5 protein-coding genes and 1 pseudogene are annotated in these 17,472 nt (G+C 66.9%); 4 read left to right on the top strand and 2 right to left on the bottom strand.

Annotated features, from left to right (window positions below; all coding sequences use genetic code 11):
• The first annotated feature begins 29 nt into the window (after positions 1–29).
• The 4 genes from ACN4E0_RS01165 (at position 30) to ACN4E0_RS01180 (ending at position 15,262) form a co-directional block, all read left to right on the top strand.
• Entirely contained in the window at positions 30–3,554 is a 3,525-nt protein-coding gene (locus ACN4E0_RS01165; RefSeq protein ID WP_419564639.1) for a beta strand repeat-containing protein, read from the top strand.
• A 200-nt stretch (positions 3,555–3,754) separates the two neighbouring features.
• A complete protein-coding gene (locus ACN4E0_RS01170) occupies positions 3,755–5,575 on the top strand; it encodes a ShlB/FhaC/HecB family hemolysin secretion/activation protein (protein WP_419564642.1) in 1,821 nt (606 codons plus the stop codon).
• Between the two features lies 1 nt (position 5,576).
• A complete protein-coding gene (locus tag ACN4E0_RS01175; protein ID WP_419564644.1) occupies positions 5,577–12,239 on the top strand; it encodes a beta strand repeat-containing protein in 6,663 nt (2,220 codons plus the stop codon).
• Positions 12,239–15,262 (top strand): CHAT domain-containing protein, encoded by a 3,024-nt coding sequence (locus ACN4E0_RS01180; RefSeq protein WP_419564645.1) that lies wholly within the window; start codon positions 12,239–12,241, stop codon positions 15,260–15,262. Before ACN4E0_RS01175 ends, ACN4E0_RS01180 begins: the two co-directional genes overlap by 1 nt.
• A gap of 55 nt (positions 15,263–15,317) precedes the next feature.
• Here ACN4E0_RS01180 and cysN read toward each other — a convergent pair whose 3' ends face one another.
• Both cysN and ACN4E0_RS01190 read right to left on the bottom strand, forming a co-directional pair.
• Positions 15,318–17,225 (bottom strand): sulfate adenylyltransferase subunit CysN, encoded by a 1,908-nt coding sequence (cysN, locus tag ACN4E0_RS01185; RefSeq protein ID WP_419564647.1) that lies wholly within the window; start codon positions 17,223–17,225, stop codon positions 15,318–15,320.
• Positions 17,225–17,472: pseudogene (locus ACN4E0_RS01190) on the bottom strand (sulfate adenylyltransferase small subunit); the annotation flags it as partial. The pseudogene ACN4E0_RS01190 and the gene cysN, both read right to left, overlap by 1 nt.

A 17,472-nucleotide genomic window follows, 5' to 3' on the forward strand; every position in this document is an offset into this window, starting at 1 on the left:
CGGCCATTTGTGGCCCCGGAGAACACACCATGACCCGCTCCAACTCGCTGCTGCTATCGGGCGCTGGCCTTACCATGGCGGCTGCGCTGCTCATGCCCTCGGCCGCGCAGGCGCAGGCTTTCAATGGTACGCCCTCGGTGGTTCGGGGCAGTGCCACGATCGACCGCTCGGTGGCCAAGACTGATACGATTACCGTCTCGACAAGAACGACCGTGATCGACTGGTCTCCGTTCGAGGATGGTTCGGGCAAGGCCAAGACGTTCCTTCCGCGCGGCAATACGGCGATCTTCCAGAACCTGCGCTCCGCGTCGGGGACCACCGATTTCGCCGTGCTCAATCGCATCCTGCCGTCGAGCAATGGTGACGTCGCGATCATCGACGGCACAGTCATTTCGAGGGTGAATTACGGTTCCGGCGATAGCTCGCGTGGCGGAACTGTTGCCTTCTACTCGCCCAATGGCTTGCTGATCGGCAATTCGGCCGTGTTCGACGTCGGGCACCTCCTGCTCACGACGCTGGCACCCGACCTCGACAGTTTCGACAGCTACCTCGACGGCGGCACTCTGGAACTGGCCGGCTCGTCCGGACAGACGGCGGGCGTGCGCATCGCAGGCGGTGCGCAGATCACGGCTCCGCGCAAGGACAGTTCCTTCATCGTCGCCGCCCCCCGCGTGGCGATGAACGGCACGGCCTATGTCAACGGCTCGACCGCCTATATCGCGGGCGAGCAGGTCAATGTCAGCTATGACGACGGCCTGTTCGATATCGAGATTCCGGTCGGGACCGCGGTGGACAACGCGATGTGGCACGCGGGTTCGACCGGCGGCCCGGCGCGCACCTCGACCGGCGAGAACCACATGATCTACGCCGTCGGCAAGGGGCAGGGCAATCCGATCGCGATGCTGTTCGGCGGCAATCTGGGCTTCGACCCGGTGGTGACCGCTGGCGTCCACAACGGCGAAGTCATCCTGTCCGCGGGCTACGACGTGCATGGTCGGACGATGAGTGTGGGCCCGGTCGCCCATGACGCGCCGGAGGAAACGATCCGCGTCGTGCGCAAGGCGCTGTTCAAATCGCGTACGAAGATTGCCGCGACGGGATGGTTCACTGCGAATACCAACCATGGCTCAATCAACTTCCGCGCGACCCTCGACGCCTGGGCTGCTCGGGGTATCTTGCTGCTGGCGCAAAGCGGCAATGACCTGCTGATCGGCGGCAGCCCGGGCCTGACTTCTTATGGTTATGTCGACGCGGGCGGAAACAGCTTCGGGGGGAAAGTACGCTCGGAAGCGCTAAGCGGCGCTACCATTTCCGTGGCCGGCAGCTACGACGCGGATGCCCGAGCGACCTACAGCACCGGAGATACGACCGGCGGCAGCGCGATCGTCCTCGCGGACGGTGGCACTTTCCAAACCGGAAAACGGCTCGAACTCCAGGCCGATGCCAACCTCGTTTATGCGGCCAACGGAGTATATTGGGTAGATGGCGGACACAGCTACGGCGGCTTCGCCAAGGTTGTGGCGAAAAATTCCGGCACGATCGATGTGGGCACGGATCTTCTTCTTAGGGCGCAAGGCTCAGGCAGCGATGGGCGCGCCCGCGATGGGCTGGGAGGCAGCATAGTCATTGCGGCCGAAGGTGGCGGGACGATCAATGTTGCGGAGTTAATCAGCGCCTTTGCTGGCGGATATGGGAGCAGCGGGAGCCGGGAGCTCGGACTGCTCAACGGACGTAATGGTATCGGCGGGTACATCAGGGTAGAGGCCGATGGAGGCTCTATTTCCGCCGGCGACAGGGTGACGTTGTCGGCGCGAGCTACAAGCGGCAGCGGCGTCAGCCAGAAAAATGGCTACGTCCCAGGTGATGCCATCGATCGCGGCGGAACCGCCCGGGGAGGGACGGTCCTTGTCACCGCGCACGACGGATCGATATCCTTCGACTTCAACATCGATACAATCGCGATTGCCGGAAATGGCGCCGATGGCGGAGCCGCCTATGGGGGCAAGGCCACGATCGTGGGTTCCGGGGCGAGCGTGCTAACCCTCGGAGGAGGTAGCATCGAAAACTGGGCTTTCGGTGGCGAAGCTGTCCGGGAGGGAGGTTATGGTGGCACGGGCGCGGGCGGCGAAGCGCTGGTCGCGACGTATGACACCGCGCTGATCCATGCGACCAATTTCTACATGGATTCGCAAGGTCATGGTGGCGTCGGTACGAATGGAGGATTGGCCACCTCGGTGGGAGCGGGCCTCCACGCTTTCGGTGGAACGATCGACGTCGACCATCGGGTCACCCTGCTGGCGAGCGCTCAGCCGCGCGCATGCTGTAGGGCTGAACAAATGGCCAAATGGGGCGAGGCGCAAGCCGGGATTGCCTTTATCCAGGCCGACGGTTCCCTGACCAACCCTGCGACGATCACGATCGGCGAGGATGCGCAGTTGTTCGCCAATGCATTGGGACGCAACGCGACGGGTGGGACGATCAAGGTGCTCGCTGGTCGCGATACCGGGATGATTAGCGCAGAGAAAATTCAAGCCTTCGCTCGTGGCGAAGGTTTCAATGGTACTGGTACAGGCGGAACAGCGATCGTAGGGACCTTCGCAGGGCTGGGCGATGGCTCGATTGGCAATGGCGAAGTCTCAACGGGCCTGACCTCCATCAATGTCAACGGCTCCGGCTTCCGGGATGGCGAAAGCGAGCGAGGCGGAAACGGTATCGGCGGCACGGCTCAGCTTGTCGTCGACGGAGGTCATGTCGACGCTGGAGCGATCGAGATCCGCGCAACCGGATCCGGCAATCGCGGCGCCTCCGGGGGCGACGGCACCGGCGGAAGCGCGACCATCGATGTCATTTCCGGCTCTCTCGATGCGAACTCCGCATTGATTTACGCCAACGGATCGGGTGCATTCGGCACGACCGGAAATGGCGGGATCGCGACGGGCGGAACGGTGGCCATCCGTTCGACAGGCAGTTTCACGATCGGCAACAGCTCAAGCCCGGGTGACCTCGACGTGACTGCGACCGCGAGCGGCGGAGTTTCGCGCGATGCATCGGGTGGGGCAGCAAACGGAGGATCGATCGATGTGACCGTGAGCAATGCAGGTCAGCTCTCGATTGCCGGCTCGACGAGGCTCGACGCCGGTGCGACGGGCAAGGGAGGTCCGGCCGGTGGGGGCGATGCTGCAGGCGGAGAGGTCTCGTTGCTGGTCGACAATGCTACCGTGGCGATGCAGGCGGCCGAATTCACTGCTGGTGCCACTTCATCCGGCAGCAGTGCAACCGGGGGCACTGTCTCGGTCGAGGCGCTGAATGGCGGTACGGCCAGCGCGGTCGCGCTCGTGCTCGATGCGAGCGCCGTCAACACGGGGTCGGGCACGGGTGAAGGCGGATCCGCCAGCCTCGTTGCGCGTTCGGGTGCCCTGATCGATATCGGCGATCTCATCGTCGATGTAAGCGGAACGACGAGCGACGGCTCGTATGAAATCGTCGAAGATGGGGGCACCATCCAGATCGGCACCTCCAACGTGCCGACCGCGCAGGCCCCCGACGACGAGTGATCGAGCAACCGATGCTGATGCAGCCCCAAGCTCGGGGAGCGAGATTTTGCGGCCGGAGTCGGAAATATACATGACAACGTCGTCAAGACGGTGTTAGGCAAGCTTCTAGCAATTGAGAAGAAACCCGATTTCACGGGTTCGCCGGATCGCTGTAAACATCGGCAAACGCGCAAGAGCGCGTTGTTGAGGGGGCGATCCGAATGGGCTTTGGCCAGCGAATCAACACGCATATCATCCGCGGCCATGGCGCCGCATTGCGCACCGCGCGGGCAAGCCTGCTCGCGGGTGTAATGGCCTTCGGGCTTCCCGCCGCGGCGCAGGCCCAGTCGGTGCCGAGCCGCAGTGAACTGGCGCCGCCGCAGGCGCGCGAGCCGGTGCGGCCCGATACCACGCTGACCATCGACGGGGGTATGGAGCGTGCGCCCTGCGCGCTCGATGCGCCCGACCTTGCCGATATCAAGGTGACGCTCAGCTCCGTGCGCTTCGTCGGAGCCGAGAAGGCGCCCGACGTCGCGCTGACGGGGGCCTATCAGGACTATCTCGGTCGCGAACTGCCGATCTCGGTGCTGTGCGACGTCCGCGCCGCCGCCAACCAGCGGCTGCAGCAGGCGGGTTATCTCGCGACGGTCGAAATCCCGGCGCAGCGCCTGTCCAACGGCGATGCCGAAATGCGCATCGTCTTCGGCCGGGTCACCGCGCTGCGCGTGCGCGGCGATGCCGGACCTTCGGAACAGCTGGTGGCGGGCTATCTCGAACCGCTGACGCAGGACGAGGTGTTCAACACCCGCCGGGCCGAACGCTACCTCTTGCTGGCCGACGATCTGCCCGGGGTCGACGTGCGCCTCTCGCTGCGCCCCGCCTCGGGTGGCGAACCCGGGGACCTGGTTGGCGACATCGCCGTCGTACGCAGGCGCGGTGCGCTCGATTTCAACTTCCAGAACCTCGGCTCGAAGTCGCTCGGCCGGTTCGGCGGGCTGCTGCGCGGCGAGGTCTACGACCTGACGGGGCTCGGCGACCGTACCAGTCTGGCGCTGTTCTCGACAATCGATTTCGACGAGCAGCAGACGATCCAGCTGGGCCACGACTTCGCGCTGGGAGCCGACGGGCTGAGGATGTTCGGCCAGTTCACCTACAGCTGGACCGATCCCGATCTCGACCTGCCCGGGCTCGACGTGAAATCGGAGACGCTGTTCGCCACGGCGGGGCTGGCCTATCCGATCCTGCGCAGCCGCAGCGTCACCCATGTCCTGAGCGGCGGGCTCGACTATGTCGACCAGGATCTGACCGTCAACGATCTGCGGCTGACCCGCGACCGGGTCCGCACCGCCTTCCTGCGGCTGGAATCGGACTATGTCGATCCCGCGAGCGTCGCGGGGACGGGCGGCTACAGCGCCTTCGCCCCCCAGCTCTGGGCGCGCAGCTCGGTCGAGCTGCGCCAGGGGATCGATATCTTCGATGCCAGTCCCGACTGCCGCACCGCTGCATTGGCCTGTATCGCCGCCGGCGTCGCGCCGAACCGGATCGAGGCCGACCCCACCCCGCTGCTGGTCCGGATCGAGGGGGAGGCCGACTATCGCCCGATCCCCGACCTGCGCTTCTCGCTCGGGATGAGCGCGCAGTTCACCGGCGATCCGCTGCCCGCGTTCGAGGAATTCGCCGCCGGCAACTATTCGATCGGCCGCGGCTACGATCCGGGCAGCGTCCTGGGCGACAACGGCTACGCGCTCTCCTTCGAGATCGGTTACGGCTCGACCGCGCCAACGGGACCGAACGCGACTGCCTGGGAAGGCTATCTGTTCACCGACATGGCCTGGGCCTGGAACGAGGATCCGAGCCGTTCGCCGCTCAATCCCGATCGCCTGTGGTCGGCCGGGGCCGGCCTGCGCTTCGCCTATGGCAGCGCGCTGCAAGCCGATGTCGCGGTCGCCGTCCCGCTCGAAAAACCCGATCTTGCCGCCGACCGCGGCGATGTGCGCGTCCTCTTCTCGCTCACCACGCGCCTGCTTCCCTGGAGGTTCTGACATGGTCCGTTCGATAAACCGCCGTGCGTCGCTGCTCCTTGGCGGGGCGGGCCTCGCCATGGCCGCCGCGCTCGCGCTTCCCGCACCCGCGCAGGCCGACGCCTTCAACGGCACGCCGGTGTTCGTCCGCGGCAGCGGGAATGTCGACCGCTCGGTCTCCAACGTCGATACCATCACGATCACCTCCTCCTCCGCGGTGCTCGACTGGACCATCTACGAAGACAATTTCGGCAATGCGCTGACCTTCCTGCCGAACGGGAACACGGCCTATTTCCAGGACGGTCCGGGCCAGGGCGGCTTCGCCGTGCTCAACCGCATCCTGCCCTCCACCAACGGCAACGTCGTCGTCTTTCAGGGCTCGGTGATCTCGCGCCTGCAGGACGGAAGCGGCAATTTCTCGAACGGCGGGATGGTCGCCTTCTACTCGCCCACCGGGATCATCGTGGGCGCCAACGCCGTGTTCGATGTCGGGCAGCTCCTGCTGACCACGCTCGATCCAGATCTCGACAGTTTCGATAGCTACGCAGCAGGGGGAACGCTGCTGCTGGCCGGCGCATCGGGGGCAACTGCCGGCGTCACGATCTCCAGCGGGGCCCAGATCGGCGCGCCCGGCGAAGGGAGCTATTTTGCCGTGGCCGCGCCGCAGATCGCCATGCGCGGCAATGCCTACATCAACGGCTCGTCGGCCTATATCGTCGGCGAACAGGTCAACCTGTCCTACGCCAACGGGCTGTTCAACATACAGATACCCGTCGGGACCAGCGTGGCCAGCCCGTTCGATCATAACGGCACGACGGGCGGCCCGTCGAGCACCGGATCGGGCGACAACCACCTGATCTACGCGGTCGCCAAGGCCGCTACCGACCCGATCACCATGCTGCTGCGCGGCAACCTGGGCTTCGACCCGGCGGCGACGGCCGGGATCGACAATGGCGATATCATCCTGTCGGCCGGCTACGACGTCTTCGGCCGGTCGGTCTCGACCGGCGCGGTCGACAGCAACGCGCTCGATGAAACGATCCTGCTCCTGGGATCTTCGAATTTCTCCTCGAGCGTCTTTGCCGGGGCGACCGGCTCGTTCAGGGTCAATTCGGATGACGGTGCGATCGATTTCGCCGACGGGCTGATCGCCCATGCTGCGCGATCGATCGCGCTGACCGCCGGATCGGGCAACGACCTGACGATCGCGGGCGAAGTCGAACTCCATTCCCAGGGCACGATCCTCGGGACGGGCGATGTCGTGGGCGGGACCATCAACCTGTTGGCCCGCAACGGCTCGACCCTGGCGATCGGCGGGGGCCTCTTCGCCGACGCGACGCCTACCCAGAACAATGGTGACACCACCGGCGGCCAGGTCTACCTCGACGCCAATGGCGGCACGCTCTCGATCGATGGAGACGTCTGGCTGCGCGCCGAGGGCAACGATTTCTTCGGTACCGGAACGCTGGGCGACAGTTTCGGCGGAACCACCCGCCTGCTCGCGCGCAACGCCGGCACGATCAGCCTCGGCAGCACCTTGCGCATGGACACGCAGGCATTCGGCAACGGGCTGGCGGGGCGCCGGGGCATCGGCGGGACCAGTGAAATCATCGCCCAGAGCGGGGGGATCATCAACGTCCTCGGCGCCGCCACGCTGCGCGCTTCCGGCTTCGGCGGCGACGCCGACGGCTCGCTCGGGGTCTTCGACGGCGGCTTGGGGATGGGCGGCAGGGTCCAGCTTCTGGCGAGCGGGGGCACGCTCAATTTCGGCAGCGACGTCCTGCTGTCCGCCGAAGGCATCGGAGGCGAGGGCGCTGCCGCGTTCGGTCTCGGCTCGGGCACGGACTTCGGGGGCGTCGGGACGGGCGGCTTCGCGAACATCCAGTCGAACGGTGGCAGCCTGACGATCGCCGGGCAGTCGAACCTCTTCGTCCGCGGTTTCGGCGGGCAGGGCGCTTCGGGTGGCGATGCGTCGGGCGGCAACGCCCAGGTATTTGCTCTGGGAACCGGGACCATCGAACTGGCCGGCGTGTCGGGCGCCGCCCATGGGTTGGCGGGCGGCGGCCTCGGCGCGAGCGGCCGGGGCGGGGATGCCCAGGGCGGGGTGTCGCTCATCGAGACCATCGACACCGGCGTCATTCACCTGACCGGCGATGCCAATATGCAGGCCAACGCTTTCGGGGGCGATGGTCATACGGGCGGCGATGCCACCGGCGGCAACGCCGGGGTCTATGCGATCTACGGCAGCATCGCCGTAGACGGCAGCGCCTATCTTTCCGCCCAGGCCTTCGGCGGCGACGCCACTGTCGGCTTCGGCGGCAACGGCGGCAATGCGCTCGGCGGCACCTCCTATGTCCAGGCCGACGGTTCGCAGACCCAGTCGGCCAGCCTGACGATTGGCGGGAATGCCTCCGCCTATGCCGGCGGCTACGGCGGCACCGGCGGTGCGGGCGATGGCGGCTCGATCGCAGCCGGCGAGGGTGGCGACGGAACCGGCGGAACCTATCAGGGCGCGCCGGGAACGGGCGGCGCCTTCGCGCTTGCCGGACGCGACAATGCGACACTCACCATCGGCGGGTTCACCACTCTCGATTCCGGCGGGATCGGCGGCACCGGCGGGGTCGGCGGGACCGGCCAGGCGGGCGGACGCGGCGGCGATGGCACCGGCGGGACTACGCAGGCCGGGACCTTCAGCGGTCGCGGGGACGGTTCGCTCCGCAACGGCCAGGCGAGTTTCCATTCGCTTTCCCTCTCGGCCAACGGCCTTGGCGGCCAGGGCGGAACCGGCGGCACCGGACTGGGCGCCGGCGGCGACGGCACGGGTGGCTTCGCGGGGACCTTCGCCGTCCAATCGCGGGTCGATGCGGCGGATGTTTCCACGGTCGCGGATGGTAGGGGCGGTTACGGGTCGACCGGGGGCCTCGGCACAGGTGGCCAGGCCGGGATCGGCGTGGTTTCTGGAACTCTCAGCGCCTCCAGCCTCTACGGCAGCACCACCGGGACCGGCGGTGACGCGACGACGGGCGACGGCGGTGACGGCATCGGCGGCGAGATCTCGATCGACACCGATGGAACACTGAACGTCACCGGCGACTCTCGTCTGAACGCACTCGGTTTGGGCGGCACGTCTTCGGCCGGGTTCGGAGGCTTCGGCACGGGCGGGGTGGCGCGGTTCACCTCGACCGGCTCGGCGACCTCGATGGTCGGCGGAACCCTCTCCCTGAGCTCTTACGCGGTCGGCGGATCGGGAAGCCATGGCGGCGGGGCCCAGGGCGGAACCGCGCAAGTCGATCTGGGTGGCGTCAGCGCGTTGACGGCGGGCAGTCTTTACGGCGATGCCGGCGGCAGGGGTGGCGATGGGGCGGTCGCCGGAGCGGCCACCGGCGGCGAAGGCTCGATCCTTGTCGGGACGGGCGGCAGCCTCGTGGTCGAGCGCGAGAGCTTCTGGCAAGCCGGCGCCACCGGGGGCTCGGGCATCAACGGCGACGGCGCCGACGCCCAGGGCGGCGCGATCACGGTCGAAAGCCGCGGTGGTACCATCGCGTTCAACGAGCTGCTCTACATGCAGGCCCAAGGCATCGGCGGCGGCGTCATCAATGGTGCAGGCCGGGGCGGCAGCGGCCGGGGCGGGGCCATCGGCATTTCCGCGTCCGGTGGCGGTTCGCTCAGTTTCTGGTCGATCCAGGCTTCCGCCGGCGGTCTGGGCGGAACGGGCCCGACTGCCGGAGGCGGTGACGGCTTCGGCGGCGTCGTCGCGGTGACCGCGATCGACAGCGGCAGCCGGGTAGAGGTGCTCAACGAGCGCAGCTTGCGCCATATCGACACCATAAACCGGGGCGGCATGTTTGCCGCCAACGGGATCGGTGGAAACGCGAATGGGGGCAGCGGCATCGGTGGCCTTGGGACGGGTGGCGACGTTTTCATCGTGGCCGGAGCGGGGAGCACCATCGCGCTACCGTCGACAGTCGACCCGACAAACCCGGACTCGATCGGCTATACTTCCCTCGTCGCGCGCGGCTACGGCGGCGGCTCGGCCGTGGACGGAGGTCGGGGTGGCGACGGCGTGAGCGGCACGATCGAGGTGCTCGCCAATGGCGGGACTTTCACCTCGGGCGACATGCTGGCGAGTGTTTTTGCTCAAGGCGGCAACAGCCTGAACGGCGCCCTCGATATCTCCGGCGGCAATGCGTTCGGGGGTACGCGCATTTTCTCCGCCACCAATGGCGGATCGATGACCGTGTCCATGATCGGCGGAGGCTCGGGCGCGGTCGGCGGCAACGGTTCGGGATCCGGCATCGGTGGCGATGCGACCGGTGGTTCGGCCTTCCTGCTTGTCGACAATGCCGATGTTACCTTTGTCGGACGGGGCCTGTTCTTCGCCGGCGCCACGGGCGGCTCCGGGAGGATCGGCGGGGACGCCGTGGGCGGCAACATCTATGTCGTCCTGTCGAACGGCGCGAACGTCGATGTCGTCCCGTCAAGCGATGGCACCGCGCTGATCGGCCTGGGCGATCCCGTGTTCGGCGGTGACGGGATCGAACAAGGCGGCAGCGCGACGGGCGACAACGTCATTATCCAGGTCCAGGATTCGACGCTCAACGCCCAGCTCTTCGTCAACGCCTATGCCCGCGGCGGCACTTCGGCGCAGGGCATCGGCGGGGATGCCTTCGGCGGCACTCTGACCCTGCAGGCGGATAATTCGCAGGTCTCGCTCGTGTCGGGCAGCCTCTTCGATGTGTCGGCCTTTGGCGGCGACGGCGTGATAGGCGGATCGGCCACCGGCGGCGCGGCCCTTGTCCGTGCGATCAACGGCAGCGTGGTCGACATCTACGGCGATCCGACAGGCGTTTCGAACCTGACGATCGACAGCAATGCCACGGGCGGCACGGGGACCGAGGCCGATGGCGATGCACAGGGCGGTTCGATCAACCTCGCGGTCATCGGGTCGACCCTGAGCGCACCCGAACTGGCACTCAATGCAACGGCCTTCTCGGGTACCGGAACGGCGCGGGGGGGCGATCTCGCGTTCCGCACCTCGGCAGCGGGCACGAGCTCGATCGGATCTTTGCAACTCGATGCTTCGGCAACGACGGGCGCGACAGCACAGGCTGTGGGGGGATCGGCGTCCCTGGTGGTCGATTCGGCCGGATCGCTCTCGATCGGCAATGCCCGGCTCGAGGCGGATGGCGACGACTTCGGCGGCCTGATCGGTCTCGACGCCTCGGGCGGCACGATGCAGATATCCTCGCTCGCGGCCAGCGCCTTCGGGGCGCAGGGCGGGGCCGATGCCTTCGTGCGGACGAGCGGCGGCTCGATCCTGATCAACGACGCGGCCGTTTTCGATATCTCGGGCGACCTGACGTTCTCGAGCGCCGATGGAGGCATTTTCGGCGGACCGACGGTCAATGCGCCTACGGCACAGATCTACGTGACCTCGCAAGGTACGGTGCGTTTCGTAGGCGACAATGACGGGCACATCGGTTTCGGCGGGCGCGAGGTGTTCATCCGATCGCGCGATCTCGACATTCTCTCGGGTGCGCGCATCGGGGCGGAGTACCTCGGTCTCAGTGTGGTCGGCAATTCGGGCACGACCATCCTGGGCGGGAATAGCGAGGGCGCAGGCTACACGCTGACGCAGGCGGAACTCGAACGGATCGAGGCCGGCGCGGCCTATTTCGCATCCTCCTTCGACGGCATGGCATCGGACGATATCCTCATCCGCGACATGACCATCGCAGGCTCGCTCGACGACGGGACTTCCAGCGTCTTCATCGAGGCCGGGGGTGTCGTCCGCGTCGAGGGCGTGCTGTCCTATGTCGACGCCGCGGCGACCGACAGGCTCGGCATCTATGCGCAACGTCTCGAGATCGTGACCCCGGGCGGGATCGGGATTGTCGGTCCGCAGGGCAATCCGACGGGGATATTCTCCTTTTACGGAGGCGATTTCTGGATGGCCGATGCGAACACGATCGACCGCCTGCGCGAAAACTCCGCCTTCGAGGGCCGCGACGAACTGCTGGCCACCGCGGCGGCGGGAAGCGCCGACCCGCTCGGCTATCTGCGGGCAGGCGATATCTTCCTGACCATCGGAGACAGCCTGCTGGTGCGCAATACGGGGACCAGCGCAAATCCGGGTGGCATAACGGTAACCGGGGGGCTGACGATCGGTGGCGGCTATTACGACGAGAATTCGCAGGACCCGCAGAGCACCCCGCTCGACGTCGTCGCCTATGGGCGCAAGCTCAACGCGGACGGCACCTTCGTGACCGGCGAGGACTTCTTCAAGCTGATCGAGTTCAACACCGAAGAGCAGGACGACAATTTCGTCACCACCTATGCCGAAGGGTCGCAATTCAACGATTGCAACATCAACAGCGGTGCATGCGCGGCCACCGAGATGCCCGAGCCGCCGGACGAGCGCGAAGAGGTCCTCGACGAGGTCGAGGAGGAAGCACCCGCCGCGGCGGTGACCACCACCGAGCCGATCGCCGCCGCCCCGGTGGAGCAGAGCGAGCAGGACAGCAATGTCGAATTCGGCTCCGACTTCCCGGCCCTGCTGAGCGCATCGCTGGTCGTCCAGGCAGACTCGATAGACGATCCGGTGACCAGCGGCGGCGATATCGCGCTTTACGGTGCCGGAGAGGAAGACCCGGGCGAAGATGACGAGGAAGAGGGAGACCAGTGATGCGCAGAAAATCCCTCGCCGCCTTCGCGGCGGCACTCTTGGCGCTTCCGTTCCAGGCCCTGCCCGCTCAGGGGCAGGACCGCCCGGTCAGCTATGCCGATACCTTCGCGATCGGGGCCAACGGGCTGTGCGAGGCGCAGATCCTGCCGCCGCAGCCGGGCGGGGGCCTGTTCGACCGCGGCTATACCATCGTCTGCCGCGATGCGGCCGCGCCGGTCGGTACGCTGTGGGTGCTGCGGGACCTGCCGGCGGGCGAGGCCACCGCGCGTTTCCTCCCCTCGGCCAGCTGCAATGCGGGCGACACCGGGGCGGTGCCCGATGCGCTTGCCGGCAGCACGAGCTATTCCTGCACCGATGAGGACCTCGGCACGCGCCGGGTGCTGGTGGCCGGCCAGCTCGGCGGCAAGCTCTACGCCGGCGAGGCCATCGCTGCCTACGCCGACGCCGTTCGGCTGGGGCTGGCGACGCTGGTCAACGACCATCCGGTCCAGGGCGATGTCGAGATCCCGCTCACCGAGACCGGCGATGCGGCCGCCTTCGCCCGGGCGCAGGCGCGGGCGCTGGCCGCCGATGCGGTGATCGCCGAGGCCTATCGGCGCAGCAACAGCGGCGATTTCGCCGAGGCGGCCGAGTTCTTCGCCGAGACGGCCGCGACCGGGGAGGGCGGCAATGCTCTCGAGGCGCGGCTCAATGCTGCGCTGCTGCAGTCCAATCTGGGCAATTACGCCGAGGCGGCGCGCGGCTTTTCGAGCGTGCGCGGACAAGTCGCCAGTGATCCCGTCATGGCGCGCATGTTGCGCAATTACGAGGCGCTCGACGCGCTCAACGCGGGTGCGCCGCAGACCGCGCTCGACATCCTCGAACGCCCCCTGCCCGCGGGGACGGGGCCGGGCGACGCGCTGGCCGAGCTCGAGATTTCGGACGCGCTGGCGGCGCGGCTGTCGGCCGAGCAGGCGAGCGCGCTCGACAGCATCGGCGGGCTGACCCCGCTCGAGCGGGCCGACCTGCTCGACGGCCAGACCGAATATCTCAAGGCGACGGCGCTGCGCCTGCTCGGACGGGGGACCGAGGCGGAAAGCCATCTGAGCGCCGCCGACGGCACGCTCGCGGGTGTTCGCAACGGGACCGTGCGCTCGATCCTTTGGCTGCGCGCGCAGGTGCTCGGCGAACTCGCCGACCTCGCCGAGCGCAAGGGCGATGCCACCGCTGCCCAAGCCTATCACGGCCAGGCGATCGGCCTGCTCGAGGTCAATTACCCGGACTCGCCGGCGCTGCTCAGCAGCAAGGCGCAGCTGGCCGGCTTCCTCGCGCGCAGCGGGCGCAAGGACGAAGCGCTCGCCACCTATCGCGACCTGGTCGAGAAGGCGCAGGGCAAGCCCGCCCCCGCCTTGCGCCGCCTGCTGGTGCCCTATTTCGACCTCCTCGGCGAAGCCGGGCTGGCCGAGAGCGAGGCCGCCGGCGACATGTTCCTTGCCAGCCAGCTGCTCCAGCGGCCGGGACTCGCGCAGACACAGGCGGTGCTCGCCCGCGAACTGTCGGGGGGCAGCGACGAGGCCTCGCAGCTGTTCCGCAAGGCGGTCAACATCGGCCGCTCGGTCGAGCAGGTGCGCAATCGCATCGCCCTGCTCGAAGGCCAGGCTGTTGGAGATCCGCTGGTTGCGGAACGCCTCGCGGCGCAGCAGGCGACGCTCGAAAAGCTCGAAGCGGAGCAATTGTCGATCCAGAACAAGCTCGGCGAATATCCGCGTTTCCGGGCCGTGTCCGACGGCCGCGTCACGCTCGGCGAACTGCAGGAAACGCTCAGGCCGGGCGAGGGCTACCTCAAGCTGGCGACGCTCGACGGCGCGACCTTCGCCGTTTTCGCCACCCCCGAGATGGCGCGTGCCTATCGTGTCGGGATCGATCCGAACGCGCTCGAGGCCGAAGTCGACGATCTGCGCGCGACGATCGCCTATGTCGAGAATGGCGAGACGCTGACCTTCCCCTTCGACATCGAGAAGTCGCGCGCGCTCTACAAGGCGCTGCTCGACCCTGTCGATGCCGAGGTGAAGGCCCTGAAGCATCTGGTGTTCGAACCCGACGGGGCCATGCTGCGCCTGCCGGCGAACCTGCTGGTGACCGACGACGACAGCGTCGAACGCTATGTCGAGCGCGTCGCGCGCGAGGGCGACGAATACGACTTCACCGGAACCAGCTGGCTCGGCCGGCAGGTCAACATCACCACCACCGTCTCGCCCTCGGCCTTCCGCGACGTCCGCAAGGCGCCGCGATCGGGAGCGACGCGCGAATATATCGGCTTCGGCGAGAACACGCCGATCAGCGGGGACCGGGGCACGCTCGGCACGCGTTCGGCGCTTGCCGGGGGCGAGGATTGCCTCTGGGCGCCGGCGGTCTGGGACTATCCGATCAAGGCGGACGAGCTCTATACCGCGTCGCGCAGCCTTGGGGCGAATTCCACGGATGAAAGGATCGTCACCGGCGATACCTTCACCGATACGGCCCTGCTCGGGATGGAGGACCTCAACCAGTACCGCATCCTCCACTTCGCGACCCATGGCCTGGTCACCGCGCCGCAGCCCGAATGCCCGCCGCGCCCCGCGCTGCTCACCTCCTTCGGGGATGACCAGTCCGACGGCCTGCTGTCCTTTGCCGAGATTTTCGACCTCAAGATCGATGCCGATCTGGTGATCCTGTCGGCCTGCGACACAGCCGGTGCGGCCACGCTCGGCGCCACGCGGGAGGCGGGCGTCTCGGGCGGGGGCTTCGCGCTCGACGGGCTGGTCCGCGCCTTCGTCGGTGCGGGCGGGAGGACCGTGGTGGCGAGCCACTGGCCGATCCCCGACGATTACGACGCCACCAACCGGCTGATCGACGGCTTCTTCGCCGCGGGCGAGGGGGTCGAGCTCGCCGAGGCGATGCGGAGGTCGCAGGCGCGGCTGATGGACGGCAAGGAAACCTCGCATCCCTTCTACTGGTCGGCCTTCGCCATCGTCGGCGATGGCGGCGCGCCGCTGCGTAAGTAATTCGAGGCGCCGGGGGCGGAGTGACAGGGGCGCGCGCTGGCGCGCCCCTGTTTTCTCATTTCAGCGGGAGAATCTGGCCGATGATGTAGTCGGCCGCCTGCTGCGGGGTCATTTCGACCGTGTTGACGCGGATTTCCGGGTTTTCCGGCGCTTCATAAGGGCTGTCGATACCGGTGAAGTTCTTCAGCTTGCCCTCGCGGGCCTTTTTGTAGAGGCCCTTCACGTCGCGCGCCTCGGCCACTTCGAGCGGCGTGTCGACATGGATCTCGATGAACTCGCCCGCATCGATCATCTCGCGCACCAGCTGACGGTCGGCCCGGAACGGGCTGATGAAGGCGGTGAGCACGATCAGGCCCGCGTCGGTCATCAGCTTGCAGACCTCGCCGACGCGGCGGATGTTCTCGATCCGGTCGCTCTCGGTGAAGCCCAAGTCCTTGTTGAGCCCGTGGCGGACGTTGTCGCCGTCGAGCAGGAAGGTGTGGCGGTTCATGATCGCCAGCTTCTTTTCGACTTCATTGGCGATGGTCGACTTGCCCGAACCCGACAGGCCGGTGAACCACAGCACCCGCGGGGTCTGGTTCTTCATCCCGGCGTGATGGTCGCGTGTGATGTCGGTCGGCTGCCAGTGGACGTTCTGGCTGCGGCGGAGGCTGAAATGCAGCATCCCCGCACCGACCGTGTGGTTGGTGATCTTGTCGATCAGGATGAACCCGCCCAGCGCGCGGTTTTCCGTGTAGGGATCGAACACCACGCGCTTGTCGGTGGTGATTTCGCACACCCCGATCTGGTTGAGATGGAGCGTCTGCGAGGCGAGGTGCTCCATCGTGTTGACGTCGATCTCGAATTTCGGATGGGCGATCGTCACACTGACCGTCTGCGTGCCCAGCTTGAGCCAGTAGGCCCGGCCGACGACGAGCGGCTCGTCGTCCATCCACACGATCGTGCTTTCGAACTGGTCGGCCACCTCCGGCGGCGCGTCGGCGGTGGCCAGCACGTCGCCGCGCGAGCAGTCGATCTCGTCCTCGAGCGTGATCGTGACCGACTGGCCGGCAACCGCCTCGTCGAGATCGCCGTCCATGGTGACGATCGATTTCACCTTGCTGGTCTTGCCCGAGGGCAGCGAGCGCAGCTGGTCGCCCGGCTTGACCGTGCCGGTGGCGATCTGGCCCGAGAAACCGCGGAAGTCGAGATTTGGGCGGTTGACCCACTGGACCGGCATGCGGAACGGCTTCGCCTGGTTGGCGGTATTGTTCACCTCGAGCTGTTCGAGATGGTCGATCAGTACCGGGCCGTCGAACCAGGGGGTGTTGTCCGAACGGGTGGTGATGTTGTCGCCGGCGAGGCCCGACATCGGGATCGCGGTGAAGCCCTCGATGCCGATGCTTTCGGCGAAATGCGCGTAGTCGGCGACGATCGCGTCGAACTTGGCCCGATCGTAGTCGATCAGGTCCATCTTGTTCACCGCCAGCACCAGGTTCTTGATGCCCAGCTGGTGGCACAGGAAGCTGTGGCGCTTGGTCTGCACCAGCACGCCCTTGCGCGCATCGATCAGGATCACGGCGCAATCGGCGGTCGATGCGCCGGTCACCATGTTGCGCGTATACTGTTCGTGGCCCGGGCAGTCGGCGACGATGAACTTGCGCTTCTCGGTCGCGAAAAAGCGATAGGCGACGTCGATCGTGATGCCCTGTTCGCGTTCGGCGGCAAGCCCGTCGACCAGCAGCGCGAAGTCGATTTCCTGACCCTGGGTGCCGACCTTCTTGCTGTCGTTCTCGAGCGCGGCCAGCTGGTCCTCGAAGATCATCTTCGAATCGTAGAGCAGGCGCCCGATCAGGGTCGACTTGCCATCGTCCACGCTGCCGCAGGTGATGAAGCGCAACATCGACTTGTTCTGGTGCTGCTCGAGATAGGCCTCGATATCCTCGGCGATGAGCGCGTCGGTCTTGTAGATAGGGTCGGTCATCAGAAGTAGCCCTCCTGCTTCTTCTTCTCCATCGACGCGTCGCCCGCGTCCTTGTCGATCACGCGGCCCTGCCGCTCGCTGGTGGTGGTGAGAAGCATTTCCTGGACGACCTCCTGCAGGGTTGCCGCCTCGCTTTCGACGGCACCGGTCAGCGGGAAGCAGCCCAGCGTGCGGAAGCGGATCGAACGCTCGGTGATCTCGGGGCGATAGCCCATGACCTTTTCGAGCCGGTCGATATCGTCGGCCA

This window comes from Qipengyuania sp., from assembly GCF_048550555.1.
Classification (GTDB): domain Bacteria; phylum Pseudomonadota; class Alphaproteobacteria; order Sphingomonadales; family Sphingomonadaceae; genus Qipengyuania.